This window comes from Nonomuraea sp. NPDC051191, from assembly GCF_044455665.1.
Lineage (GTDB): Bacteria > Actinomycetota > Actinomycetes > Streptosporangiales > Streptosporangiaceae > Nonomuraea.
Genome location: NZ_JBITEZ010000008.1, coordinates 166,134 through 189,664, shown reverse-complemented (window position 1 = coordinate 189,664; position 23,531 = coordinate 166,134). Strand labels below are relative to the sequence as shown.

Sequence of the window (23,531 nt, the reverse complement as noted above, 5' to 3'; positions counted from 1 at the left end):
GCTAGTCCTTGAGAACGATATCTGCAGACATCTCTTTGCCGAGAACTCTCTGCAGACTAACGTCGGCGGCATGCGGAGAATCCTCACGGCCACCGTCGCCGTCTTCCTCAGTGCCGTCGCCGGTGTCCTGTTATGGCTGAACACGCCCGGACTGGCTCGGGCCGCCACCGTTGACCTCTTCCCCAAGGCCGGGACGACCGTCGCCGGGCGGACCGTGGGAGCCGGATCGGTCCTGGTCGATCGTGCGGGGCCGGCGGTGCCCGGTGACCTGGCGGTCCACGACGTGAGCTTTCGCGGCAGCGGTGGGCTGGAGCTGCGCGGCAGCGTGATCAGCCCGTCCGGCAGCGGCGCGACGTCCCCGGCCCAGGGCACGGGCGGGCAGGCGGGTCAGAGCGGCAACGGCACGGGCGGGCGGGCCGGGGTCGTGCTCGTGCATGGCGCGGGGACGGGCACGCCCCGCGAGAAGCTGCTGGGCGAGGCCGTCGCCTTCGCCCGGCAGGGCCTGTCGGTGCTGGTCTACGACAAGCGCTCGGAGGGGTACTCGCTGTTCCAGCGGTCGTACGCGCAGCTCGCCGAGGACGCGCTCGGCGCGGTCGCGACCCTGCGGAAGGAGCCGGGGGTCGATCCCGGCAAGGTCGGCATCTGGGGGCTCAGCGAAGGCGGGTGGGTCGCGCCGCTGGCCGCCTCGAAGTCCAAGGAGATCGCGTTCGTGGTGGTGGTCGGGGCCAACGCGCTACAGCCGTTGCGGCAGCAGACGTGGGCTGTGGCGGCCGGGTTGCGCAAGGCGGGGGTCGCCGGGTCGCTCGTCGATCAGGCCGAGCCGAAGCTGTACCGGGCGATCGCGGACGGCGGCATGTTCCCGGAGCCCTACTACGACTCCGAGGCGGTCCTGGCCCGGCTGCGGCAGCCGGTGCTGGCGATCTGGGGGGTGCACGACCTGCTGACCCCGCCCCGGGAGACGCCGCCCGTGTTCCGCGCGGCGTTGGAGAAGGGGGGCAACAGGCGGTACACGTTCCGGTTCTTCGAGGGGGCCGATCACGCGGCGCACCTGACCCCGGACGGCGGCGTCACGCGGTCGCCCGAGCTCGCTCCCGGCTACGCCGAGCTGGTGGGGAGCTGGGTGGCGAAGGCGGTCTCGGGGCGGGCTCCGGTCGCGGAGGTGTCGGGGCCGGAGCCCGTCCAGGCGAGCGACTCCGTCGGGGTGCCGCCTCCCGCGTGGTGGGAGTCGGCTTTCACGCAGTCGGTGGCGCTGGCGCTGTTCCTCGTGGGGTTCGCCGGGTATCCGCTGGTCGCCGTGGTCCGCAGGATCCGGAGGCGCGGCGGCGACCCGGCGCACGGCACACCTGGGCAGAGACGCGGCGTGGGGTACGGCGCACCTGGGAGGGGTCTGGGGGCGGCTCGGGTGGTCAGTGCCGGTGGGCCGGCGGTGGCGCTCGGCGGGTTCGCGTACCTGTTCTACCTGATCTCGACCGGCGGGAAACTGGCCGCGCCGGGGCCGATGATCCTCGGCAGGCCGCTCCTCTGGCTGGTGCTCCAGGCCCTGGCGGTGGCCACCGTCGTGGCGACGGCGCTCGCCGCGCGCAGGTGGCGGCAGGAGCGCGCGACCGGCGAGCGGGTACGCCTGGGCCTGCTCGTCGCGGCGGGCGTGGCCTTCGTTCCGTGGGCGTTCTATTGGGGTTTGCTGCTTCCGTAGGGGTTCATGACACAAGAGCGTTCTATGCTGATCCCTGCGATACGGGAGAGGTGAGATGCAGACCCGGAAGGACCTCTACCAGGCTCATCGGCTGATGCAGCAGCGCCTGGGCATGGCGTTGCTGCAGGCTGAGCCCGATGTGCCGGAGACGCCCATGCGGCGGCACAACGTGGCGATGTTCTGCGGCGTGCTCGTCGGCGTGCTCATCGCGGCGGTGTTCGGGATCTGGGGGCTGCTCAAGCCGGGCGGGGCGACGAACCTGACCGAGGCGGGGCAGCTCCTGGTCGAGGAGGAGACAGGCGCCACCTACGTCTACAGCCAGGAGCAGGCGCGGCTGCTGCCGACCGCCAACTACGTCTCGGCGCTGCTGCTGCTCGACGCGACCGACTTCAAGGTGCGCAACGTCTCCGCCGCCTCGCTGGCGACGCTGCCACGCGGGCCGCTGGTGGGCATCGCGGGGGCGCCGGACAGCCTTCCGGCCCGCGAGAAGCTGATCAAGGGCCCGTGGTCGGCCTGCGTGACCGAGCCGACCCAGGCGGGGGTGCGGGGACCGTACGTCACGCTGGTGGGCGGCCAGGACGTCGGCGGCACACCCGTGGGCGGCGACGCGCTGGTCGTCACGGACGGCCAGCAGGGCTGGGTGATCTGGAACGACCACCGTATGAAGGTGTCCGACACCGGCGTGCGCGCGCTCAACGCGCATCCCAGAAAAGTGCCCTCGACCTGGATCAACGCCATTCCCCCCGGCCCCGACCTCATGCCGCCGGGGATCACCGGCCTGGGCCGGCGCGCCGTCGCCCCCGCAGGCGGGAAGGGCGCGGTCGGTCAGGTCTACACCGTGAAGGGCATGGGCGGGGCCCCCGACCGCTGGTACGTGCTGCTCGCCGACGGGCTCGCCCCCGTCAACCTCACCCAGGCCACGCTGCTGCTCGCCGACCCCAGGACCAAGACCGCGTACGGCAGGCGCGCCGCCGTCCCGATCGAGATCGACGCGGCCACCGCTAACGGCAGGACCTCCCGCCAGAACCTCACGGTCGGCGGCCTGCCGACGAGCCTGCCGAAGACGGTCACCTCCGCCGCGGCGCTGTGCGCGGTGTACGCCGACACCCAGAACGGCTCGGCGCAGGCGAAGATCACGGTCGGCGCGACGATGGCCATCCCCGTGCCCACCGCCCGGGGCGACCAGGAGCACTTCGACCAGGTGCTGCTGCCCGCCGGAGGGGCCGCGCTGGGCGGCCTGCTGCCGGGTGACGGCCAGAAGGCGTTCGTGCAGACCTACTTCCTGCTCACCGACCAGGGCAGGAAGTTCCCGCTGCAGTCCGGGGACCAGATCAACAAGCTGGGGTACGGCGCCGAGGACGTCGCGCCGGTCCCCTACAACCTCGTCCACCTGATCCCGGAGGGCCCGGCGCTCGACCCGACGGCGGCGCGCTCGCCGGTACAGGTGACGGCCCAGTAAGCACAGCCCGGCCCGGCGGCGCGCACAGGCGGCCGGGCACCCCGGCCGGGCGCCCGGCGGCGCATGGGCCGCCGGGCGGGATGAGCAGGGGCTAGATGAGGCCGCCGCCCAGGTTCATGCTCGGCATTCCGCCGTTCTTCCGCTGAAGAGTGCCGACACTGTCGCTCCCCCTGTCGACGTACTCCAGGTCGCTGGGGGCGAAGTCGGCCTTGGGACGGCCCTTGTCGATGGACTGGGTCATCATGGCGCACATGCCGTTCACGGTGGCCAGGATGCCGGCGAGCATCGCGGCGGACTTGACGTTCTTGCCGACGACGCCTCTGAGGATCTGGCCGAGCGCGATCAGCATGCCGTTGATCTGCCCCCGCAGCACCACCGCGGCGAAGACGGGGACGATGAAGGTCATCCATTTCGCCACGGCGAGGGCCGTCGTGATGGTGGCCGCCAGGCAGGCGACGTAGACGGCGTAGTGGTAGAGCGTGCCGATCGTGTCCATGCCGCCGGAGACGCTCTTGAAGTAGGTCGACGACGCCTCCACCTGCTTGGCGAAGGCGTGCGCGGAGTCCTTGAACACCTCCCAGGCCGGCCCCGTCCAGTACTCCTTGGTGGCGATCTCCTCGGAGAGCTTCGCGACGTCCCTGGCCACGGCCTCGAAGTCCATCGAGGCCCAGTCCTTGGCCGCCTTCATCAGGGTTTCGGGGTGCGAGACGAGGGAGATGACCAACATCGCGACGTTCCTGGCCACCGGATACTCGAAGAGCACCGCCGCGTTCGCGCTCGTCACACCGGCCGCGGCGAGGATGAGATAACGATCCGCTTCGTATGCCATGTCGTTCCCCTTCTCACTCGCCGAGGACCGGCGGTGCGATGTCCATGTCGTCGAGCCAGTCGTTCTCGTCGCCGCGTACGTACTCCGCCTTGTCCCGATCGCGGTTCTGCTCGTTGCCGGCCGCGCCGCCCGACATGGGCATGAAGGGCATGCCCGACATGCCGCCCGCGCCGGCGCCGCGCAGGCCGCCCGCGCCGGCGCCTGCCCCCGCCGTGGTCCCGCCGCCCGCGGAGCCGCTTCCGTAGCCGCCGGACGTGGGGTAGTCGGTCGGGATACCGGTCATGTTGCCGGTGCTGGGGATGGCGGAGTTCAAACCGGTGGGGTCGAACCCGGACAGCTTGGTCGCCGAGGGGTCCGGGACGGTGTTCTTGAGGTCCGGGACGCCGGTGTTGTGGTTGAGCTGGTCCTCGATGGACGGCGTCTTGGGGAGGTTCGCGTTCACCGCGTTGGGGTCGGGCAGGTTGGAGTTGGGCAGGTTGGAGTTCGGGAGGTTCTGGTCGGGCAGCTTGTTGTCCGGCAGCTTCTGGTCAGGGAGCTTCTGGTCGGGGAACTTGTCGTCCGGCAGCTTCTGGTCGGGGAACTTCTGGTCGGGCAGCTTGTTGTCCGGCAACTTGTCGTCCGGAAGCTTGTTGTCCGGCATTTCCATCTTCGGCATACCGCCACCGCCACCCAGATTGGTGTCGATGGGGCCGGGACCGCCCGGACCGCCGGGGCCGCCGGGACCGTCGTCGCCGATCTCGTTGATCAGGCCGTCGTTGTCCTTGTCGGCCTTCTCGTAGTTCTTCTCGAGCTTCTCCAGCGCGGTCTTGTAGTCCTTCAGGACGGTCCTCGCCATGGCGACCGTGCCGCTCGCGCCATCCTTGATCTGCTCGTGGGCGTACGAGAGGCCGAGACCGACAATGCCGAACCCGGGGGATTCGATGGTGATCCCCTTCGTGTTCGTCTCGATCTTGCCCATGTTGGGTTCCTGGTCGGCGATGTCGCTGCCCAGCTTGCTGATCTTCTTGTCGGTGAACCGGATCGTGACGCCGCCGCCGAGGGCACTCGCCGAGGATTGCCCCAGGTTAGGGGCGGAGTTCTCCCCTGCGCCCATCTGACCCTCCCTGTCCGAAAACTGCGTTTTGCACAGTCCTGGCTACGATATCGACAAATATCGACTTTTAGCGTGAACACTTTGCGAATGATCTAGACTCGCCGTCGATCAGGATGGCAGCCTTTCCCATATGCGGATCAAGACCCTGATTGTGGGCGTGTGCGGCATCGCCGCGCTGCCCTTCGCCGGCACGAGCGCCGCCAACGCCAGCGCTGCCGTCGTCCACCAGCTTCCTTTCCCGTGCGGTGAGACCTGGACCGGCGACAGCAACGACAGCAGCGCGCACACCGCCGGCTACGAGATCGACTTCAACGGCAGGTACAACGACGGAAACGCCGACCTCGGCCGTACCGTGGTGGCCTCGGCGGCCGGCAAGGTGATCATGTCGGAGTACCGGACCACCGACGGCTTCGGCAACGTGGTCAAGATCCGGCACGCCGACGGCAGCGTCTCGTTGTACGCCCACATGAAGTCGCGGGCGGTCTCCGCGGGCGCGAACGTCGCCCAGGGGCAGCAGATCGGCCAGGTCGGCAACACCTCGGCCAAGTACAAGGGCATCATCGCCCACCTGCATTACGAGCAGCGCACGTCGTCCGGCTCGATCGTGGCGGCCAAGTTCAACGGCTCCACCTTCGGCTACAGCCACCAGACGCTGACGTCGAAGAACTGCGGCGGCGGCGGCACGCCCGCCCCCGGCAACCCGGGCAAGCCCACCGGCGGCGGCAGCGGCAACCCGTACTCGGCCGAGCAGGTCTGCGGCGCCGGCTTCAAGCAGATCGGCTCCGCGCCGCTCGGCAGCCAGGGGCGCGTCGTGCTGCTGTACTCGGCCTCCACTGGCCAGAACTGCGTCACCACGCTGCGCAACAGCGGCTCCGGCAAGGCGGCCGTGCGGGCCTACCTGGAGGTCAAGGGCAAGGCCCGGACCACCGACGCGGGCAGCTACCAGTACTACGCCGGTCCGGTCCGGGCCAAGGCGTCGCGTACCTGCGTCAAGTGGGGCGGCGCGGTCGGTTCGGCCGCGTACGACAGCCCCTTCGAGCACTGCGGCTGACGCGACCGCACGTCCGTGATCGGGGTGGCGCCTCCGGGCGCCACCCCGATCAGCGCGGGCGGCCCGGTCACGAGGGCTGAGCCGGAAACGTGGTGCGGTGGCTCCGGGGGCCGGAGCCGGGTGAGGGGGCAGGGTGGGCCTCAGGCGAGGGTGCTCGGCGTGGTGCCTTCCGGGCCGCCCCACACGTCGTCGTCCTCGGCGAGCCAGGTGGTGTTCTCGTCGGTGTGCTTCTCGCCGCCCTCGCCGCCGCGGGCGGGCGCGCCGCCCATCATGCCCGGGGCGACGAAGCCCGAGCCGCCGTTCACACCGCGCATGGCGGCGGCGTTGACCGCGACGCCCCCCTGCCCCGTCCCCATGCCGCCCGCGCCGGACCCCGTTCCCGAGCCGTAGGGCGAGCCGCCGGTCGTGGACGTGGACGTGGGGTAGCCGCTGTTGTTCATGCCGGACAACGACGGGTCGTACCCGGCCAGCTTGGTGGTCCCGTCGTTCGACCCCGGGGGCAGGGAGGTGGACAGGTTGGGCGACGTCCCGTTGGGCGCGGAGCCCAGCGAGGAGCCGTTCAGGGCCGAGGAGTCGGCGCCCCCGTACGGGTTGTCCCCGCCGTCGTAGCCCGGGACGCCGCCGACGTTCGCGCCGGAGCCGCTGGTGCCGTCGGGGTACTGAACCGTCGGGTAGGTCCCCGTTCCGCCGTCGCCGGGCAGCTTGCCGTCGACGTACCCGGGCCCGCCGGGCACCGCGTTCGGGCCGAACGAGGCCGTGGGGTACTTGTCCGGGAGGCCGTCGCCGTTCAGGTCCGGACCGGGCACGCCACCGCCGCCGTTGTTGAAGTCCGGCAGCTCGGGGACGCTCGGGTCGGGCAGCGCGGTCTGGATCTCGGCGGGCAGCTGCTTGTAGTGCTCGACGATGCGCTCGTTGACCTTCTTGAGGTGCTCGACGGCCCGCTTGTCCCCCCGGTAGAGCCGGTAGAACGGCACCCGTCCGGCCCAGTCCACGTCGCGGTCCGTGCGCGAGTCGTGGTCCATCGACTCGACCACGTTGGCCTGCGCCCAGTGCAGCGTCTCGCCGTACCCCTGGAGGGGCCGGCCCATCTCGCCGAGCTTCCTGGCCAGCTCGCGCACGCTGGCGTGCAGCGTCTGGAGCTGCTTCTGCGTCTCGACGGCGGCCGGGCCCGTGTAGTTCTTGGCCAGCTCGGCCGCCTTGGTCTTCAGATCGCCGGCGAACCCGTTCAGCAACGCCTCGGCGTGCGAGTAGTAGAGACCGGCCAGCTTCACCGAACCCGGGTCGGTGGCGTCGATCCAGTCCCTGACCTTCGAGAGCGTGTCCGTGAACATGCTGCCCATGAACGACACGTCCGGGGTGGAGGTGTCGACGGGGCCGGTGTTGTAGACGAGCTTGAACGTCTGCTTCTTGGGCTCGGCCATGGCTGTCTCAGACCTCCCGCCGCGCGGCGGCTTCCTCGGTCGCCTGCTCGGCGCCGTCCGACGCCTTGGAGATGTCGAGCAGCGCCTCGACCGTGCTACCGGCCTGCTCGACCATGGAGGCGTACAGGCCGCTGGCGGAACCCTGCTCGCCGATCAGCTGGGAATAGGCCGAGTTGACCGCCAGCGCGAAGTGCATGGCGGCGGGCCACTCGCCCATCTGGTTCTGGCTGAGCGCGCAGTACCGCTGGAGGTCGGGCAGCGCGCCGGCCCCCTCGGGCAACTGCGGCTCGGGGGCCTTGGCCCCAGGCGCGGTGAGGAACTCCGTGACCGGTGGACGCGTGGGCGTCTTGAGCTTCTTGAGCAGCTCGTTCACCTCGCCGGCGATGCGCTTGATCTCCGTGCGGTTGGTCAAGTTGTCCTTGTCCCCGTCGAGCCCGGGCCAGTTGGGGTCCAGTTCGAGCGCCATGGCCGCCTCCCTAACCGATCACCGGTGAGATGGAGCCCTCGTGGTGGCTCCACACGTCGTTGTCCTCCTTCAGGAGGGTCGAGGTCTCGACCTGTCCCTGCTCGGCGCCCTGCCCGCCGCCGCCGGTGAAGGGCATGAACGGCATGCCGCCGCCCGCCGCGCCCGCCCGTGCCGCCGCCGCCGCGGGTGCGCTCCCCTGGGTGTACGACCCGGGGCCGCCGATCACCGCGGGCGTCCCCGAGGCCGGTGAGGGGTAGGTCGGCTGGGTCACGAACGACTGGTTCGGGGGCGTGGGGTTGGTGGGCGTGATGGTCGGGTGGTAGCCGGCCGTCTCGGTGGCGCGCGGGTCGCGGGCGTCCACGTCCTGCGGCTGGGTGGCGCGGTCGCCGGTGGTGTTGTTGTCGAGCACGGGGGGCGTGGTGCCGTCGCCGGTCGAGGACGAGCCGCCGGTGCCGGATCCGGTGCCCTGACCGCCCGAGGGGTCGGTGCCCGGGGTGTCCGTCCCGGGGGTGTCCGGGCGGTCCGTGCCGGGGGTGTCGCTGCCGGGGGTCTGGTCCCCGGGGCGGGGGTCGGTGCCGCCGTTACCGCCGTTGCCGCCGTTGCCGCCGTCCTGGCCGCCGTTACCGCCGCTGCCCGATCCGCCCGATCCGCCTGACCCACCGGAACCGCCGGTTCCGCCGTGGGCGCCGCCGCCGCTCCCGGAGCCGTTCGAGCCGCCGCCGGAGTCGCCGGAACCGCCGCCGTTCCAGTACGTGCCCTTCGTGTACGGCGTGTGCTGGTCGAGCGGCATGTCCCGTTCGGGGGCCGGCGTCTCGGCCGGCTTCACCTCGGGCAGCTCGACGACGACGCTGGCCGGGATGCGGAAGTCGTACAGGTCGACGATGTGGTTGTTGAGCTTCTCCAGCGCCCGCCGGGCCACGTCGGCCTGCATCTCGGTGGGCGACTTGGTGAGGCCGGGCTTGGGCTCCGGGTAGTTGTGCGACGTCTGGGGCCCGAGCACCGGCGGCGTGTACGACGGCGACGGCGTCGAGGTCGGAGCCTTCGGCGGCGGGCCCGCCGAGGGCTTCGGGGTGGCCGTCTGCGCGTTCTTGGCGGCCTCGACCTCCTCGATGGCCGTCGGCAGGTAGTCACGCCCGTACAGGATCAGCGCCTCGGACATCTTGTCCATGGCCTCGGCGATCTCCTGGCCGGAGGCGTTGAGCAGCTGCAGCGCCCGCTGCGCCTGCGCGGACGTGTCCGACCGCCACGCGCCGGACAGATCCTTGCCGATCTGGGGCAGCGCCTCGGCCACCCCGCGGATGATCTTGGCTACCTGCTTGTAGGACAGCCCCCGGTCGTGCACCTCCATGGCGGAGGTGGCCTTGAGCCATCCTTCGATCTGTTCCCGCGACGCGGTGACGGGCCCGGTCGTCGGACGCCGGGACTCGTCACGGATGTCGACCTTGCGCTCAGCCAACGCTGCTGCTCACTCTCGGCCCGGGTTGGTCTTGGCGTAGCTGTCGGCGCTGTCCCTGATCGCCTTGACCAGTTTCTGGCAGCACTCGACGTAGTCCTGGTACAGGCCGGCCAGCAACGCGCCGCGGCCCTCCAGCGACACCTGGCCGCCGGGGTCCGCGCCGGTGCTGCCCACGCTGTGCGCGAGGGCGCTGGCCGCCGGCCACCGCCCTATGTGCTCCTCGCCCAGCGTGAAGTACCTGGTGAGGGTCTCCACAGAGCCGGTGACGCCGTCCCTGTTGCCGCCGGCGCCCTGGGTGAGCGCGAGAGCGATCTCCAGGTCCTCGGCTATGGCGCGCATCCTGCCCACGTCGTAGTAGAGCTCGGCGTCGGTGTCGTCGAGCCCAGGCCACGGTTCGGGTTCGAGCCCGGCCATGATCCTCCCCTCACAAGGCTCGGCCACCGCAGGGGTGGCCGACCCGAAAACGTCAGCCGTCGTACCAGATGGACTTGTTGCGGTTCTCGGCCGCGCGGTAGTTCTCGTTGGCGATCTGGACGGCCTTCTGCAGCTCGTCCAGCTGCCCGCGCATCTGGGTGGCCGCGCCCTGCCACTTCTTCTCGCGCTCCCGGAACCACGTCTCGGCGCCGTCCGGGCCCTCCCAATGACCTTTCAGGTCGGTCTGCAACCGGGTCATCAGGTCCTGGGTGGCCTTCTCGAAGGAACCGAGGATCTTGATGAAGTCCTCCTGGGCGAGCTCCATGTGCCCAAAGTTGACTTTGGTGAAGTCGAGCTCAGCTGACACCGCGTTCCCCCTCCTACTTGATGTCGACGTTGATCAGGGACTCGACGCGGCCCATACCGGCCTGGACGTCCTCGTCGGCCGCGGAGTAGACGACCGCGTTGACGCCCATATTGTCGGCGATGAGCTCCAGGTCGGTCCGTACGGCCCGCATGGATTCGTCCCAGCTGGTCATGGCCTTCTGGAACCTGGCCGCCGCCGGGCCGAGCCAGCCGGTCGTGAGAAGGCCATTGGCGGTCGTCTCCACCGCCGTCCTCAGACCCTCGATGTACTGGGCGGTGTCCACCACGTGGCCAGAGGCCACCTTGATCTGGCTCGGGCTTGCCCCAAAGAAGTCAACCACTCGCCACCTCCGTAACGATCATTTCGGTCGCTAACCCATATAAGCACCAAAGGTCCCATGAGTAACAGCGGACTCAGTGGCCTAGATGTAACAACTTCTCGACATGCCAGCAAACGCCCTGGTCAATCACAGGTCCAGTTCGCGGCGGATTCTGTCGAACTCTTGCATGGTGCTCTCGAAGGCCCGTTCGTAGCTGGCCTCCGCCTTGCGGATCTGACGCAGCGCCTGGTCGGGGTTCTCCAGCATCCGCATCGGGTTACCGCTCTCGCCGAACATCTGGGTCAGGAGCGCGTCGGCCTGCCGCTGGAGGTCGACGGTCGCCAGATCGACGGCCACCTTGATCCGCTCCGACAGCTCGACCGCGCTCAGCCGCATCGCCTTCGGCTGGATGTCCAGCGTGCGCAGGCCCTCCTGGCCGTACTCGACGAGGATCAGGTGTCCGTCGTCCTCGCCCCGGCCCACCAGGGCGGACATGGCCTTCTGCAGCTCCTCGGACTTGCTGAGCTGCTCGTCCATGTTGTTCAGGAGCCGGTCCATGTCGATGTCACCGAGGTCCCCGAAATCCGCCATCGACTCCATCCCTCCCCTAGGGCATATCCCGGCGATCTAACCACAATCACGGCTTAGTGGTACTCACCTCAGGGACGACCCAGTCGAAGCCCTGGTACCCGGCGGGCAACTGCCCGGGCGCGGCGGGCTCCTGGAAGGAGGGCAGGTTCTTGGCGTCGATCGTGGCCCGGCCGAAGTCGACGGCGGCCGCGCCCCCCGGCAGCACGAAGCCGAACTGGTGCTGCTTCCTGATCAGCGTCCCGAGCACCTGCATGCCGCCTCTGAGCAGCTGCGCCAGCATCCCGGTCATGATCGCGGCGGCGCTGATCAGCGCCGAGCCGACGAGGTGCTCCAGGATCATCCCGGCCGCCGCGACCTGCGGGACCGGCGCCAGTTTCATCCGCACGGCCGTGAGCAGCAGCGTGATCCCGGTCACGACCGTCGAGCCGATCTGCATCCAGTAGTTGCGCACCCCGGCGGCCACCTCGTCCAGCACGCCGCCGATCTCGCCGAACGAGTTGCGCAGCGCGCCGATCTCCTGGTGGAACAGCGCCTGCACGCGGCCGAACTCCGTCTGGTCGGCGGCGATCCAGCCGGTCCTGGACGTGGCCAGGATCTGCGGCATGAGGTTCTTCACGCCGTCGTCGAGGCGGGCGCTGATGCCGTACTTCCAGACGTTGGCCGCCTCGGCCATGGCGAACTCGTCGGCCGCGCCCACCGCCACGATGGCGGTCACGGCCACCAGGTACGGCGAGAACCGGCCCGCGCGCTTCAGCAGGTTCAGCACCCGCGTGCTGAGCGACTCCGCCGAGCCGGCGCCCACCGGGCCGAGCTTGCCGGTGGCGGGGTTGAGCGGGATCGACGGCGAGCGCGGCGGGCCGACCGAGCCGCCCTTGTTGACCGCCTTCAGCAGGGACGAACCGCCGCCGCCGCGCGAGGCGCCCCTGCCCTTGTTGATGGCGTCGAGATAGGGGTCGCTCATGCGCGGTACTGGATGATGCTGGCGTCCTCTGCCGCCCGCCAGTTGCGCTCGCACACGGTCAGCGCGCCGGACCAGCCGTCCAGGGCGCCCTCGGCCTCCCCCATCAGGCCGTCGGCACGGTCCATGACGGCCTCGTACGTGCTGCCGATGATCATGTTGCCCAGGATGCCGAAGCCCAGGCCGTCCACGGCCGTGAGCGGGATCAGGCCTTTGACGAAACCGACGATCCCCGTCTTCAGCTCGGACTCCACCCGTTGGCGCGTCTTGCCGATGGTCGTCGAGGTGATATGGATTTCCCGATTCGTTGCCACGACGTCCGATTGTTGCGGCGGTTTGCCCCTATTTCAGTACCCATAGCGCGGTTTTCGTGATCACTTCAGGGGACGGAAAACCACCGCTCCCCGTTCGTTAACCTACGGGCGGTGGCGTGCAGGCCATGGACCCCATCGACTTCAACCCCGACGACCTCGACCGCGTGATCAGCGAGAGCGAACGCTCGGTCCGCAACCTGGCCGGCATGCTGGACGAGCTCAGCCTGGTCACCGGCCAGGGCGAGAGCCGCAGCGGCGCGGTCACCGCGCGCGTGGACGCCGACGGCCGCCTGGAGGACCTGAGGCTGGCGCCCAGGGCGAGCCGCCTGGAGCTGGACGAGCTGACCGAGGAGATCGTCCAGGCCGTCCGCGCCGCCCAGGACGACCAGTCGCGCAGGCTCAGGGACGTGATCCCGCCCGCGTCGTTCGGCGGCCTGTCGGCCGAGGCGGTCACCCGGCAGTTCCAGGACCTCCAGGACGGCCTCTCGCGGGAGCTGAACGACCGCTTCGAGGCCCTGGAGGCCATCCGCCGCCGCGTCCTGTCGGACGACTGAGCCCCGCCCCCCTCCCAGGCCGGTACGGCTAACCGGCCAGGCCGCGCACCCAGGCGTAGACCTCCAGCACCCCGAGCGCCAGCGGCACCAGCGCGACGATCAGCGCCCACTCCGTGATGTCGGCGGCCCTCCCCCAGAACGGCGAGGGCCTGCCGCCGGGCAGCCACACGCCCATGCCGACGACCACCATGGCGGCCCACAGCAGCCCGAGCACCACGGCCACCGAGGCCACGCCGCCCATGCCGATCCCGACGGACACGGCCACCGCGCCGAGCGCGGTCAGCCCGACCAGCAGCAGCCACAACCGCTGCCCGACGCCCTGGAACACCCGGGCCCGCATGATCTGCGTGAACGCCAGCACCAGGGACATGGCCACCGAGACCCACCGGCCGTCCGCGACGAACAGCGCGTGCGCCCCGGCCCCGACCAGCGCGACGCCCACGATCATGCCGGTCGCGTACCGCCGCGCCGCGCCCGTGCGCTCCAGCACCGAGGCGCTGTCGAGCCGCTGGTTGTCGCCGCGCAGTTCCTCGGCGTTGGTGGGCATGGACGGCAGCGGCACGCGGGCCAGCCGGAACGACAGCACGGGCACCAGCGGGCTGAACGCCATCACGACGGCCGCGCCGACGGCCGCCACACCCGCGGGCGACGCCCCGGTCACCATGATCACGGCTGCGCAGATCGCGCCGGCCATCGAGGCGATGGCCGTGCCGAGGAAGCCCGGCACGCCGTCGGCGATCGCGGTGCCGCCGAGCGTGGCCACCAGCGCGGTGCAGGCCAGCGCCCCGAGGAGCTGCGGCGCGCCGACGGTGGCCAATCCGCCGCCGGCGGCGGGGGCGAGCAGCCCGGCCAGGAACGCGTACGGCAGCGCGGCGTACCCGATCAGCGCGCCCGAGCCCGAGTCGCCGACCGCCCGCGAGATCGCCATCCCCACGCCGATGATCAGCAGCGCGAGCGCCCCGGCCACGATCGCGGTCACCATGGGGGTGAGCCCGCCGAACGCCAGCGCCACCGCGCCGGCGACGAGCAGCCCGCAGGCCGCGCCGCCGCCCATCCCGCGGGTCAGGTCGGCCGACCACTTGCCCTTGCCCTCGCGCACGCCGGTGGCGACCACGTCGGCCACGTCGTCGAACCTGGCCGGCGGCAGTGCGACCGCGCGCGGGCGCAGGTAGAGGATCTCGCCGTCCAGCACGCCCAGCGCGCCGAGGCTCTGACCCAGGTCGAAGGGGGGACCGCCGAGGCGCTGGAGCGTCCAGCCGGGCGCGGTCGCGATGTCGCCGCCCAGCTCGCCCATCGCCCTGAGCAGCCCGGGAAGCACGTGCGGCAGCGGGATGTCGGCGGGCAGCGCCAGGTCGGCCTTCCTGCGCGGCCCTACAACCGTCACGTGGCACAGCGGCGGGAGCGGAGCGGGCACCTGGTGCAACGCGCCCTGCTGTGGAGGCGGGATCTCGGCCAACGATGTCACAAACACAACATAGCGAGACAGTGTTAACTCAGACCTCAACTCGGACGTAAGGCACATCTGGTAAGAAGGTTCTTCCGAGCACCAGAAGGGCCTGTCACTAGGGTGAGCATCGTCGTAGTACGGCGCCCGGAGCGCCGCCCCAGCCCGAAGGCTCCGCGCGGGGAGATCCTGCTGGAGTCTCCACCGGAGATCCCCGAGGTCCAGTCACAAGGCATGATGGCGGTGCTGACGTACCTGCCGATGGTGGCGGGCGCGGCGGCGATGGGTCTGATGTTCACCGCCGGCGGCACCAACGCCAACCCCATCATGTACGTGGCCAGCGGCCTGTTCGCGTTCTCCATGGTCGGCATGACGGTCGGTCAGATGGGCCGCCAGGCGGGCGAGCGCAAACAGCGGCTCAACGGCGCCCGGCGCGACTACTTCCGCTACCTGGCGCAGATCCGCAAGAAGGTGCGCAAGGCCGCCATCCAGCAGCGCGAGGCCCTGGAGTGGAGCGGCCCGTCCCCCGACACGCTCTGGTGGACCGCGATGGGCCCGCGCCTGTGGGAGCGCCGCCCCCGCGACGAGGACTTCAGCACGGTACGGCTCGGCACCGGCATCCAGAAGCTGGCCGTCCAGCTCATCCCCCCGGACTCCAAGCCGGTCGAGGACCTGGACGCCCTGTCGGCCGGCGCGCTGCGCCGCTTCATCCGCACCCACTCGACCGTCGAACGCCTCCCGGTCGCCGTCGCGCTGCACTCCTTCGCCCGCATCAAGCTGGACGGCGACCCCGCCCTGGTCCGCGACCTGGTCCGGGCCATGATCGCGCAGATGGCCGTCTTCCACTCCCCCGACGACATGCGGATCATGGTGTGCGCGAGCAAGGAGTGGATGAGCCACTGGGAATGGGTCAAGTGGCTGCCGCACGCGCTGCACCCCGAGGAGACCGACGGCGCCGGCCAGGTCAGGCTCATGGCCGAGAACCTGGCCCAGCTCGACCGCCTGGTGGGCGGCGAGCTGAAGGAACGGGCCCGGTTCAAGCCGGGCGCCTCGCCGGACGCGCTGCCGTACCACGTGCTCATCCTGGACGGCGGCCACGTGCCGCAGGACTCGCAGCTCGGCGCGGACGCCATCGACGGCGTGACCGTGATCGACCTGACGAACTCGGCCGGCACCGTCGAGGAACGCAGCACGCTGCGGCTGCGCATCGACGCCGCCGGCTTCCACATGGTCAAGCTGGACCACGCGGGCCGCGAGAACACCAACCGGCTCGGCGACCCCGACTCGCTGGACTACCTGCGCGCCGAGGGGCTGGCCCGCCAGCTCGCGCCGCTGCGCGCGTCCTCGGCCAAGGGCGGCGACGCCCAGGACGTGCTGGCGGTGAACACGACCCTGACCGAGCTGCTCGGCGTCGGCGACCCGACCCGGCTGGAGCCGTCGGTGACCTGGCGTCCGCGCGCGGGCCGCAACCGGCTGCGGGTGCCGATCGGGCTCGGCGCCGACGGCCGGCTGGTCGAGCTGGACATCAAGGAGTCGGCGCAGGGCGGCATGGGCCCGCACGGCCTGGTCATCGGCGCGACCGGCTCGGGCAAGAGCGAGCTGCTGCGCACGCTGGTGCTCGGGCTCGCGGTCACGCACTCCTCGGAGATCCTCAACTTCGTGCTCGTCGACTTCAAGGGCGGCGCGACCTTCCTCGGCCTGGACGGCCTCTCGCACGTCTCCGCGGTCATCACGAACCTGGAGGACGAGCTGCCGCTCGTGGACCGCATGCACGACGCCCTGCACGGCGAGATGGTGCGCCGCCAGGAGCTGCTGCGCGCGGCCGGCAACTACGCCTCCCTGCGCGACTACGAGAAGGCCCGCGAGCAGGGCGCCAACCTGCGCCCGCTGCCCACGCTGTTCGTCATCCTGGACGAGTTCAGCGAGCTGCTGACGGCCAAGCCCGAGTTCATCGACCTGTTCGTGATGATCGGCCGGCTCGGGCGTTCGCTCGGCGTGCACCTGCTGCTGGCCTCACAGCGGCTGGAGGAGGGACGGCTGCGCGGCCTCGACACGCACCTTTCGTACCGGATCGGCCTGCGGACGTTCTCGGCCATGGAGAGCCGGGTCGTGCTGGGCGTGGCCGACGCGTACGAGCTGCCGTCCGCGCCGGGCAACGGGTACCTGAAGTTCGACACCACCGGCATGACCCGCTTCAAGGCCGCGTACGTGTCGGGCCCCCACCATGTCGACCTGCGGCACGTCGCCACCCACGACGGCTCGGTGACGGTCAGGGAGATCGTCGAGTACGGCCCCGACTTCGTGCCCGTCCCGATGGTCGACGAGCAGCCCGAGGACCCCGCGGCGCAGGAGGAGAGCAACAAGGCGCAGCAGAGCCTCCTGGACATCGTGGTCGGCCGCCTGGTGGGCCAGGGGCCGGCCGCGCACCGCATCTGGCTGCCGCCGCTGGCCGAGCCGCCCACGCTGGCGCACCTGCTGCCGCCGCTGTCGGTCACGCCCGAGCTGGGGCTGTCCACCGCCGGCTGGCCGGGACGCGGCCGGCTGCAGGCCGTCGTGGGGCTCATCGACCGGCCGTTCGAGCAGCGGCGGGACCCGTACTGGCTGGACCTGTCCGGCGCGGCCGGGCACGTGGGCGTGGCGGGCGGCCCGCAGAGCGGCAAGAGCACGATCCTGCGCACACTGATCACCAGCATGGCGCTCACGCACACGCCCGCCGAGGTGCAGTTCTACTGCCTGGACTTCGGCGGCGGCGCGCTGTCCTCACTGGAGGGGCTGCCGCACGTCGGCGGCGTGGCCTCCAGGCTCGACGCCGACCGGGTGCGCCGCACGGTCGCCGAGATCGCCTTGATCCTGCGCGACCGGGAACGCGAGTTCACCGAGAACGGCGTCGACTCCATGGGCACCTACCGCAAGCGGGTGGCCGACGGCTCCCTCCAGGGCGACGGCTGGGGCGACATCTTCCTCGTCGTGGACGGCTGGCTGACGATCCGGCAGGACTTCGAGACCCTGGAACCGGTGATCACCGACCTGGCGGCGCGCGGCCTCGGCTACGGCATCCACGTGGTGGCGGCCACCGGCAAGTGGTCGGAGTTCCGGCCGGGCATCCGTGACCTGTTCGGCACGCGGGTGGAGCTCAAGCTCGGCGACGCCTACGAGTCCGAGATCAACAGGAAGAAGTCCCTGGCCGTGCCGGAAGGCGTGCCCGGACGCGGCCTGACCAAGGACGGCCTGCACTTCCTCGGCGCCCTGCCCAGGATCGACGGCGTGCAGGACTCCGACGACCTGGCCACCGGGCTCCAGGGCCTGGTGCAGGCGATCGGCGACTCCTGGCAGGGGCCGCCCGCCAAGCAGGTCAGGCTGCTGCCGTCGGTGCTGCCCGCCGCGTCGCTGCCGGGCGTGGAGGAGACCGGCAAGGAGCGGATCGCGATCGGCGTGGACGAGGCCGCGCTCGCGCCCGTGCTGATCGACTTCGACGCCGACCCGCACTTCATCGTGGTCGGCGACACCGAGAGCGGCAAGTCCAACATGCTCAAGGTGATCGCCGAGAACGTCGTCGCCCGGCACACGCCGCGCGAGGCCATGATGATCGTGATCGACTACCGCCGGTCGCTGCTGGACACGGCGGTCAGCGAGAACCGCATCGGCTACGCCGCCTCCAGCGCCGCCGCGCTCGAACTGGTCAACGACGCCCGCAACGCCCTGCTCAAGCGCCTGCCGCCGGCGAACCTCACGCCCGAGCAGCTGCGCGCCCGCGACTGGTGGAAGGGCTCCGACCTGTACATCGTGGTCGACGACTACGACCTGGTGGCCACGTCCAACAACCCGCTGCTGCCGCTGGTCGAGCTGCTGCCGCAGGCCCGGGACATCGGACTGCACCTGATCATGTCGCGGGCCATGGGCGGCCTGGGCCGGGCCATGTTCGACCCGGTGATCCAGCGCATCAAGGACATGGCCAGCCCCGCGGTGATCCTGTCCGGCAGCAGGGACGAGGGCTTCCTGTTCGGCAACGTACGCGCCCAGCCGCAGCCTCCGGGACGCGGCTTCGTGGTGGACAGAAGGTTCGGCTCGCGGCTGGCGCAGACGGCGTTCTGGCCGCCCCCGGAGGAGGAGTGATGGCAGGACTCGACATCCACTTCGACGCCCTGGACGACTGCCGCATCGCGGCCCATGCCGTGGCGAACAAGTTCGGCGACCTGGCCGACGGCTTCCCCGCCACGGCCGTCGACTCCTCGATCTTCGGCAAGCTGGCCGACTCCTCGGCCCTCGCGACCGCCGTGGGCCGGGTGGAGGGCGTCGCCGACAGCGAGTGCGGCAAGGCCAAGAGCCTCGTCCAGAGCGTCGAGCGGGCCCTGGACCTGGTGGAGAGCAACGTGCGGAAGGCGAACGACCCGTCATGAGCGCACCGGAGGCGATCAACAGCCTGCCCGGCGGTCCCACTCTGGCCGCGCTGGCCGAGCAGGTGACCGGCAACCCGAGCTCGATCCGGGGCATCGCCGCGCGCTGGCGTACGGCCGCGGGCGAGGTGCTCGCCGGAGCGGGCGAGCTCGGCAGCGCCGTCACCACCGTGGACCTGGCCTGGGAGGGCGCCTCGGCGGACGCGTTCGTCCGTTACATGTGGGACTACGGCAGGGCCGGCCAGGGCCTGCACGACGCGTTCGACGCCTGCGCGGACGCGCTCGACGCCGCCGCCGACGCGCTGGAGAGCTCACAGCGCCAGGTGGACGGCATCTGCGACCGCCTGCTCACCCGCGTGCAGACCTACAAGGACGCCAACCCCGACGCCAAGCCGGAGGACCTGAACGCCGAGATCGGCCGCCTGGTGCGCGAGGAGACCGAGAACGCCGGGCAGCCGGTCAAGGACGCCAAGACCGCCGTCTCCGACGCCAAGAAGGCCATCGACACCGCGCTGGCCGAGCGCAAGATGACCTTCGCCAAGATCAAGGCGGCGGGCGAGCAGGAGGGCGAGCACAGGTTCGTGCCGGACGCCGATCATCGGCTGGACTGGCGGCGTACCCAGAGCTACACCTCGCCCTATTCGGGCAGCGGCGGCAGCCCCATCATCGGCGGCTACGGCTCCAGCGGCCCGCCGCCCGCCGCGGGCGGCGGGCCGGCGCCCTCGGGCAAGGTGAAGGAGTGGATCGAGGAGGCCGTCGCCATCCTCAAGGCGAACGGCTACCCGGCCGACAAGATGAACGTCAACGACATCTGGATGATCATCCAGCACGAGTCCGGCGGGAACCCGCACGCGATCAACCTGTGGGACTCCAACGCCGCGGCCGGGCACCCCTCCAAGGGGCTCATGCAGACGATCGACCCGACCTTCAACGCCCACGCTATGGACGGCCACCGGAACATCTACAACCCGGTGGACAACATCATCGCCGGCGTGCGCTACTCGATCGATCGCTACGGCAGTGTGTCCGCGGTGCCGGGGGTCGTCGGGACGAAGACCGGATCCGGCTACCGCGGATACTGAGCCCTAGCCGCAGTTGGCCCAGTCGGCGCCGCCCTTGACGGAGCCCGCGCTGCCCGAGTACCGCACGCACTTGCCCTTGGCCGGAAGCTTGACCGGGCCCGCGTAGTACTCGTAGTTGCCGCTGTCGGTGCTGCTCGGGCCGCCCTGAACCTCCAGGGTCGCGCTGACGGGGCTCGCCTTGCCGACGTCGGCGCCGGACTTGAGGGTGACCACGCAGTTCTGGCCCGTGCTGCTGTTGTAGAGCTGGTACGTCGTGCCGCCGCTGAACGGGGTCGACCGCTGGACCACGAAACCGGACCCGCACACCTGCGTCGCCGTGTAGGGGTTCGGCTTGGCCGGGGGCTCGGAGGTCTTGGTGGGCTCCGGCGCCTGGGTGGGCTTCTGGGTGGTGGGCTCAGGAGCCTGGGTGGGCTTCTCGGTCGGCTTCTGCGTCTCGGTCGGCTTCTGCGTCGGCGTCGGCGTCGGCGTCGGAGTCGAGGTCGGCGTGGGCGTCGGGGTGGGCGACTCCGTCGGCTTCTGCGTCGGCTTCTCCGTGGGCTTCGGGGTCGGCTCCTCGGTGGGCTTCTCCGTCGGCTTCTGGGTGGGCGTCTCGGACGGGGTCGGCGTGACCGTCCTGGTGACCGTGGCCGTCGGCTCGGGCTCCTTGTCGGTCTTCTTCGCCTGCGCGGTCGGCTGGGCCGTCGGCTGCTGGACCGTCGGGACCACCATCTGCTGGGTCACCGTCGGCGTCGGCACCGAGGTCAGCACCGGCACCTGGCGGGTGTCCGTGGAGTCGTCGTCGTCCGGCAGCACCAGCGGGCCCACGCCGTCGTCGTCCGGGGACGGCGTGGTCGCCCAGGGGGCGGTGACCTCGGGCTGGGGCTGCGTGGGCGCGGCGGTCATGGCCTGCTGGGCGGCTGCCGCGCCCGAGCTGGCCGAGGCGGAGGCCGCCGCGGCGGCGGGCTCGAAGGTGACGTTGGAGGAGTAGCGGCTCGCGCCCCACAGGCCGAGGGCCGACAGCAGCACGACCGCCATCACGCCGGCCGCCAGGCCGATCGGGAACGGCTTGCGTGCCGGGGCGGCGCCGGCGGCGCCCGCCGCGACGGGCCGGCCCGGCTCCACGGGCGGGTTCTGCGGTCCGGGCGGCGGTCCCCACGCGGCCTGCACGGGCACCGGCGGGTACTGCACCGGCACCCCCTGCACCGGCTCCTCGTGCGCGGGAAGGTGCTGCATCGGACCAGCCTGCATCGAACCGGCCTGCATCGGACCGGCCTGCATCGGGTCCTGCCCCATCGGGACGGGAGGCAGTGCGCCGGGCGGGATCGGGCCCTGCTGCATCGGGTCGTGCGGGAACGCGCCCGGCGGGATCGCGCCCTCCGGCAGGAATCCCGGGGGTGCGGGCTGCGGGGGCACCGGGCCGTACGGGGCCGGCGCGCCCTCGATGGCCAGGGGCAGCACCGGAGGCCGGCCCGGCACGGGCGGCTGCCCCGGCACCGGAGACTGACCCGGCACCGGAGGCTGACCCGGCATCGGGTACTGGCCGTCGATCAGGGTGACCAGGGCCGCCGGGTCGGACGGCAGCTGGACGGGCACGCCGTCGATCGGCGCGGCCGGCATGGGGGCCTTGTCGTCCCCCAGCAGCCGCAGCAGCGCCGTGTACGTCGTGGGCCGTCCGGACACGTCCTTGGACAGCGCCGCGAGCACGGTCTGCCGCAGCGGGTCCGGCAGCCCGTCCACCACGGGCTCGTCCGTGAGGACGGCGTGCGCGTCCTGGCCGAACGGCGCGGAGCCGGTGGCCGCGAACACCACGGTCGCCGCCCAGGCGAAGACGTCGGCGTAGGGCCCGTACTGGAGGCCGTTGAGCTGTTCGGGGGCGCGGTAGCCGATCTCGCCGGCCGGGTCGCCGATCTCGATGTCGGTGACGCGCAGACCCTCGCCGGTGAGGATCACGTTGTTCGGGGTGAGCCCGCGGTGCGCGAACCCGGCCAGGTGCACCGCGGTGAGCGCGGTGAGCATGCCGACCGCCACGCGTTCGAGCGCGTCACCGGTCAGCGGGCCGTCCTCGGCGACGGTCTCGGCCAGCGAACGTCCTTCGACGTGCTCACGTACGACGTAGAGCCGGCCGTCCTGGACGCCGGCGTCGAGCGTGCGGGCCACGTACGAGCTGGACACGCGGGCGACGTCCTTGAGCCGGGTCACGAAGTCCGGGTCGGTCGCCGGGTCGACGGTCAGCGTCTTGATCGCGACCGGATCGGCGTCCTCGGACTCCTTGCCCAGATGAACGGCGCCACGCGGGCCCTGCCCCAACTGGCTCACAATGTCGTGGTCGCCGAAGCGCTCCGGTACAGGCGCCTGGGGGGAGTCCTTCTCCACCATGACCGTCCTTTCAGGAGTCTGTCATGATCGAGAGACATTTAACCAAATAAGCCCCATAAGCATCAGCAGTTTCGGTCGCTCGTTCTTACAGTTAACCGTCAATTCGCCCAAGATCCGGCGGCGAGCCGGGCCGCCAGCGCCGCCTGCGTCCCATGGGCACGACCACCCAGGCCGCCATCACGACCCCGGCCAGCGACAATCCGCCCACCGCGACCACCGTCGCGACCTCCATCGACCGCTGGTCCGGCGGCACGGCCTTGCGCACCACGGTCGCGGGCAGCGGCGGCGGCACCGGCGGCGCCACGGCCACCTGCTCCGACGGCAGGACCGCCGTCACCGCGAGCAGCGGGTTCACCATGCCGGCGCCGGTGCCCGTCCCCGACGCGCCGTCGGCGGTCATCGTGATGCGCCTGCGCACCTGGAGCTGCGTCAGCCCGGGATGGCGGGACCGGACGAGCGCGACCACGCCCGCCACGTAGGGAGCGGCGTAGCTGGTGCCCTTCAGGGCGGACTGGTAGCCCTTGAGCGGCCAGGTCGAGCTGATCCCCTCCCCCGGGCCGAGCACGGCGACCGCGTTGGGGTTGGAGAACGTCGAACGCCCCCCGTCCGGGGTCGCCGAGCCCACCGACAGCACCCCGTCGTAGGCGGCGGGATAGGAGGGGGCCGACGTGCCGTCCTCCTTGGTCAGGTTGCCGGCGGCGGCGACGATCACCACGTCCCGCTCCAGCGCGTAGGCGACGGCCGCCCTCAGGTCGGCCGTGTCGGGGGCGTCGATCGAGAGGTTGATGACGGTGGCGCGCTCGTCCACGGCCGTCTTGATGGCCTTGGCCAGCAGGCCCACGTCGCCTCTGTCGCCGTTGACCTGCTTGATCGACAGCAGCCTGACCCCGGGGGCGACGCCGTGGAAGGGCACGTCCTTGCGCGGCTGGCCGGCGATGATCCCGGCGACCGCCGTGCCGTGGCCGACGCAGTCGCGAAAGCCCGTGTTGGTGAGGTCGGCCTTGCCGCTCAGGCGGATCTGCGGGTGCGTCTCGTCCACGCCGCTGTCGATGACGGCGACCGTGACGCCCCGGCCCGTGGTCAGCGGCCACACCCGCTGCACGTTGAGCCGCCGCTGCGCCCAGCTCTCGGCGATCGCCATGGTGGCCTTCTTGGGCGTGCACCGCTCGGGCGCGGCCTGCGCCGGCGCCGCCGCGAACTGCAGGGCGAGCACGCTCGCCGCCAAGGCGCGACCAATCATGAAGAAAGAGCGTAGCCTGCCCGATCCGGGA

The 23,531-nt window shown here is 71.2% G+C and carries 21 protein-coding genes; 7 read left to right on the top strand and 14 right to left on the bottom strand.

Features of this window, described 5'->3' with window-relative positions:
* Positions 1-70: 70 nt before the first annotated feature.
* Together ACIA8R_RS24350 and eccB are read left to right on the top strand one after the other, a co-directional pair.
* A complete protein-coding gene (locus ACIA8R_RS24350) occupies positions 71-1,693 on the top strand; it encodes an alpha/beta hydrolase (protein WP_397040512.1) in 1,623 nt (540 codons plus the stop codon).
* 55 nt (positions 1,694-1,748) lie between these two features.
* On the top strand, positions 1,749-3,152 hold the full coding sequence (gene eccB / locus ACIA8R_RS24345) for a type VII secretion protein EccB (protein WP_364086257.1): 1,404 nt from the start codon (positions 1,749-1,751) through the stop codon (positions 3,150-3,152).
* Positions 3,153-3,243: 91 nt separating this feature from the next.
* Here eccB and ACIA8R_RS24340 read toward each other — a convergent pair whose 3' ends face one another.
* Positions 3,244-3,981, bottom strand: a complete 738-nt coding sequence (locus ACIA8R_RS24340; protein WP_357702531.1) for a hypothetical protein — start codon at positions 3,979-3,981, stop codon at positions 3,244-3,246.
* Positions 3,982-3,994: 13 nt separating this feature from the next.
* Positions 3,995-5,074, bottom strand: coding sequence for a hypothetical protein (locus ACIA8R_RS24335; RefSeq protein ID WP_397040509.1), 1,080 nt, complete (start codon positions 5,072-5,074; stop codon positions 3,995-3,997).
* Between the two features lie 130 nt (positions 5,075-5,204).
* Here ACIA8R_RS24335 and ACIA8R_RS24330 point away from each other — a divergent pair, with 130 nt between their 5' ends.
* Positions 5,205-6,125, top strand: coding sequence for a M23 family metallopeptidase (locus ACIA8R_RS24330; RefSeq protein WP_397040507.1), 921 nt, complete (start codon positions 5,205-5,207; stop codon positions 6,123-6,125).
* Positions 6,126-6,265: 140 nt separating this feature from the next.
* On the opposite strand, the gene ACIA8R_RS24325 is transcribed toward ACIA8R_RS24330, so the two are convergent.
* The 9 genes from ACIA8R_RS24325 to ACIA8R_RS24285 all read right to left on the bottom strand — a co-directional run bounded on the left by ACIA8R_RS24325 (position 6,266) and on the right by ACIA8R_RS24285 (position 12,431).
* Positions 6,266-7,546, bottom strand: coding sequence for a hypothetical protein (locus ACIA8R_RS24325; protein ID WP_397040505.1), 1,281 nt, complete (start codon positions 7,544-7,546; stop codon positions 6,266-6,268).
* Between the two features lie 7 nt (positions 7,547-7,553).
* Positions 7,554-8,012 carry a hypothetical protein gene (locus ACIA8R_RS24320; RefSeq protein WP_357702523.1) on the bottom strand — a complete coding sequence of 153 codons (459 nt, stop codon included), beginning with the start codon at positions 8,010-8,012 and terminating at the stop codon, positions 7,554-7,556.
* A 10-nt stretch (positions 8,013-8,022) separates the two neighbouring features.
* Positions 8,023-9,468, bottom strand: coding sequence for a hypothetical protein (locus tag ACIA8R_RS24315; RefSeq protein ID WP_397040503.1), 1,446 nt, complete (start codon positions 9,466-9,468; stop codon positions 8,023-8,025).
* Positions 9,469-9,477: 9 nt separating this feature from the next.
* Positions 9,478-9,882 (bottom strand): hypothetical protein, encoded by a 405-nt coding sequence (locus ACIA8R_RS24310; protein ID WP_364086248.1) that lies wholly within the window; start codon positions 9,880-9,882, stop codon positions 9,478-9,480.
* A gap of 52 nt (positions 9,883-9,934) precedes the next feature.
* Positions 9,935-10,249 carry a WXG100 family type VII secretion target gene (locus ACIA8R_RS24305; RefSeq protein ID WP_364086244.1) on the bottom strand — a complete coding sequence of 105 codons (315 nt, stop codon included), beginning with the start codon at positions 10,247-10,249 and terminating at the stop codon, positions 9,935-9,937.
* Between the two features lie 13 nt (positions 10,250-10,262).
* Positions 10,263-10,589, bottom strand: coding sequence for a WXG100 family type VII secretion target (locus ACIA8R_RS24300; protein ID WP_364086242.1), 327 nt, complete (start codon positions 10,587-10,589; stop codon positions 10,263-10,265).
* Between the two features lie 126 nt (positions 10,590-10,715).
* Positions 10,716-11,159 (bottom strand): YbaB/EbfC family DNA-binding protein, encoded by a 444-nt coding sequence (locus ACIA8R_RS24295; protein WP_364086240.1) that lies wholly within the window; start codon positions 11,157-11,159, stop codon positions 10,716-10,718.
* A gap of 46 nt (positions 11,160-11,205) precedes the next feature.
* On the bottom strand, positions 11,206-12,120 hold the full coding sequence (locus tag ACIA8R_RS24290) for a hypothetical protein (protein ID WP_357702511.1): 915 nt from the start codon (positions 12,118-12,120) through the stop codon (positions 11,206-11,208).
* Positions 12,117-12,431: a hypothetical protein gene (locus tag ACIA8R_RS24285; protein ID WP_357702509.1), complete on the bottom strand. Its 315-nt coding sequence runs from the start codon at positions 12,429-12,431 to the stop codon at positions 12,117-12,119. Before ACIA8R_RS24285 ends, ACIA8R_RS24290 begins: the two co-directional genes overlap by 4 nt.
* Before the next feature lie 125 nt (positions 12,432-12,556).
* Between ACIA8R_RS24285 and ACIA8R_RS24280 the strand changes: the two genes are divergently transcribed.
* Entirely contained in the window at positions 12,557-12,985 is a 429-nt protein-coding gene (locus ACIA8R_RS24280) for a YbaB/EbfC family nucleoid-associated protein (RefSeq protein WP_397040499.1), read from the top strand.
* 28 nt (positions 12,986-13,013) lie between these two features.
* Here the strand turns inward: ACIA8R_RS24280 and eccD are convergent, their stop codons facing one another.
* Positions 13,014-14,450: a type VII secretion integral membrane protein EccD gene (eccD, locus tag ACIA8R_RS24275; protein WP_364086234.1), complete on the bottom strand. Its 1,437-nt coding sequence runs from the start codon at positions 14,448-14,450 to the stop codon at positions 13,014-13,016.
* Between the two features lie 102 nt (positions 14,451-14,552).
* On the opposite strand from eccD, the gene eccCa reads away from it, so the two are divergent.
* From eccCa to ACIA8R_RS24260, 3 genes are read left to right on the top strand one after another with little or no spacing between them, the layout of a single operon-like run.
* Positions 14,553-18,542, top strand: coding sequence for a type VII secretion protein EccCa (gene eccCa / locus ACIA8R_RS24270; RefSeq protein ID WP_397040497.1), 3,990 nt, complete (start codon positions 14,553-14,555; stop codon positions 18,540-18,542).
* Positions 18,542-18,826, top strand: coding sequence for a hypothetical protein (locus tag ACIA8R_RS24265; protein ID WP_364086230.1), 285 nt, complete (start codon positions 18,542-18,544; stop codon positions 18,824-18,826). The genes eccCa and ACIA8R_RS24265 overlap by 1 nt, the downstream gene beginning before the upstream one ends.
* Positions 18,823-19,905 (top strand): transglycosylase SLT domain-containing protein, encoded by a 1,083-nt coding sequence (locus ACIA8R_RS24260; protein ID WP_364086228.1) that lies wholly within the window; start codon positions 18,823-18,825, stop codon positions 19,903-19,905. The genes ACIA8R_RS24265 and ACIA8R_RS24260 overlap by 4 nt, the downstream gene beginning before the upstream one ends.
* 3 nt (positions 19,906-19,908) lie before the next feature.
* On the opposite strand, the gene ACIA8R_RS24255 is transcribed toward ACIA8R_RS24260, so the two are convergent.
* Positions 19,909-22,260: a protein kinase gene (locus ACIA8R_RS24255; RefSeq protein WP_397040494.1), complete on the bottom strand. Its 2,352-nt coding sequence runs from the start codon at positions 22,258-22,260 to the stop codon at positions 19,909-19,911.
* Positions 22,261-22,351: 91 nt separating this feature from the next.
* Positions 22,352-23,500 carry a S8 family serine peptidase gene (locus ACIA8R_RS24250; protein WP_364086224.1) on the bottom strand — a complete coding sequence of 383 codons (1,149 nt, stop codon included), beginning with the start codon at positions 23,498-23,500 and terminating at the stop codon, positions 22,352-22,354.
* Positions 23,501-23,531 lie beyond the last annotated feature (31 nt).

Bases quoted from the DNA above. Each gene is read 5' to 3' on its own strand.
- ACIA8R_RS24350 (WP_397040512.1), top strand. From the start codon at position 71: ATGCGGAGAATCCTCACGGCCACCGTCGCCGTCTTCCTCAGTGCCGTC.
- eccB (WP_364086257.1), top strand. From the start codon at position 1,749: ATGCAGACCCGGAAGGACCTCTACCAGGCTCATCGGCTGATGCAGCAG.
- ACIA8R_RS24340 (WP_357702531.1), bottom strand. From the start codon at position 3,981: ATGGCATACGAAGCGGATCGTTATCTCATCCTCGCCGCGGCCGGTGTG.
- ACIA8R_RS24335 (WP_397040509.1), bottom strand. From the start codon at position 5,074: ATGGGCGCAGGGGAGAACTCCGCCCCTAACCTGGGGCAATCCTCGGCG.
- ACIA8R_RS24330 (WP_397040507.1), top strand. From the start codon at position 5,205: ATGCGGATCAAGACCCTGATTGTGGGCGTGTGCGGCATCGCCGCGCTG.
- ACIA8R_RS24325 (WP_397040505.1), bottom strand. From the start codon at position 7,546: ATGGCCGAGCCCAAGAAGCAGACGTTCAAGCTCGTCTACAACACCGGC.
- ACIA8R_RS24320 (WP_357702523.1), bottom strand. From the start codon at position 8,012: ATGGCGCTCGAACTGGACCCCAACTGGCCCGGGCTCGACGGGGACAAG.
- ACIA8R_RS24310 (WP_364086248.1), bottom strand. From the start codon at position 9,882: ATGGCCGGGCTCGAACCCGAACCGTGGCCTGGGCTCGACGACACCGAC.
- ACIA8R_RS24295 (WP_364086240.1), bottom strand. From the start codon at position 11,159: ATGGCGGATTTCGGGGACCTCGGTGACATCGACATGGACCGGCTCCTG.
- ACIA8R_RS24290 (WP_357702511.1), bottom strand. From the start codon at position 12,120: ATGAGCGACCCCTATCTCGACGCCATCAACAAGGGCAGGGGCGCCTCG.
- ACIA8R_RS24280 (WP_397040499.1), top strand. From the start codon at position 12,557: ATGGACCCCATCGACTTCAACCCCGACGACCTCGACCGCGTGATCAGC.
- ACIA8R_RS24265 (WP_364086230.1), top strand. From the start codon at position 18,542: ATGGCAGGACTCGACATCCACTTCGACGCCCTGGACGACTGCCGCATC.
- ACIA8R_RS24260 (WP_364086228.1), top strand. From the start codon at position 18,823: ATGAGCGCACCGGAGGCGATCAACAGCCTGCCCGGCGGTCCCACTCTG.
- ACIA8R_RS24255 (WP_397040494.1), bottom strand. From the start codon at position 22,260: ATGGTGGAGAAGGACTCCCCCCAGGCGCCTGTACCGGAGCGCTTCGGC.
- ACIA8R_RS24250 (WP_364086224.1), bottom strand. From the start codon at position 23,500: ATGATTGGTCGCGCCTTGGCGGCGAGCGTGCTCGCCCTGCAGTTCGCG.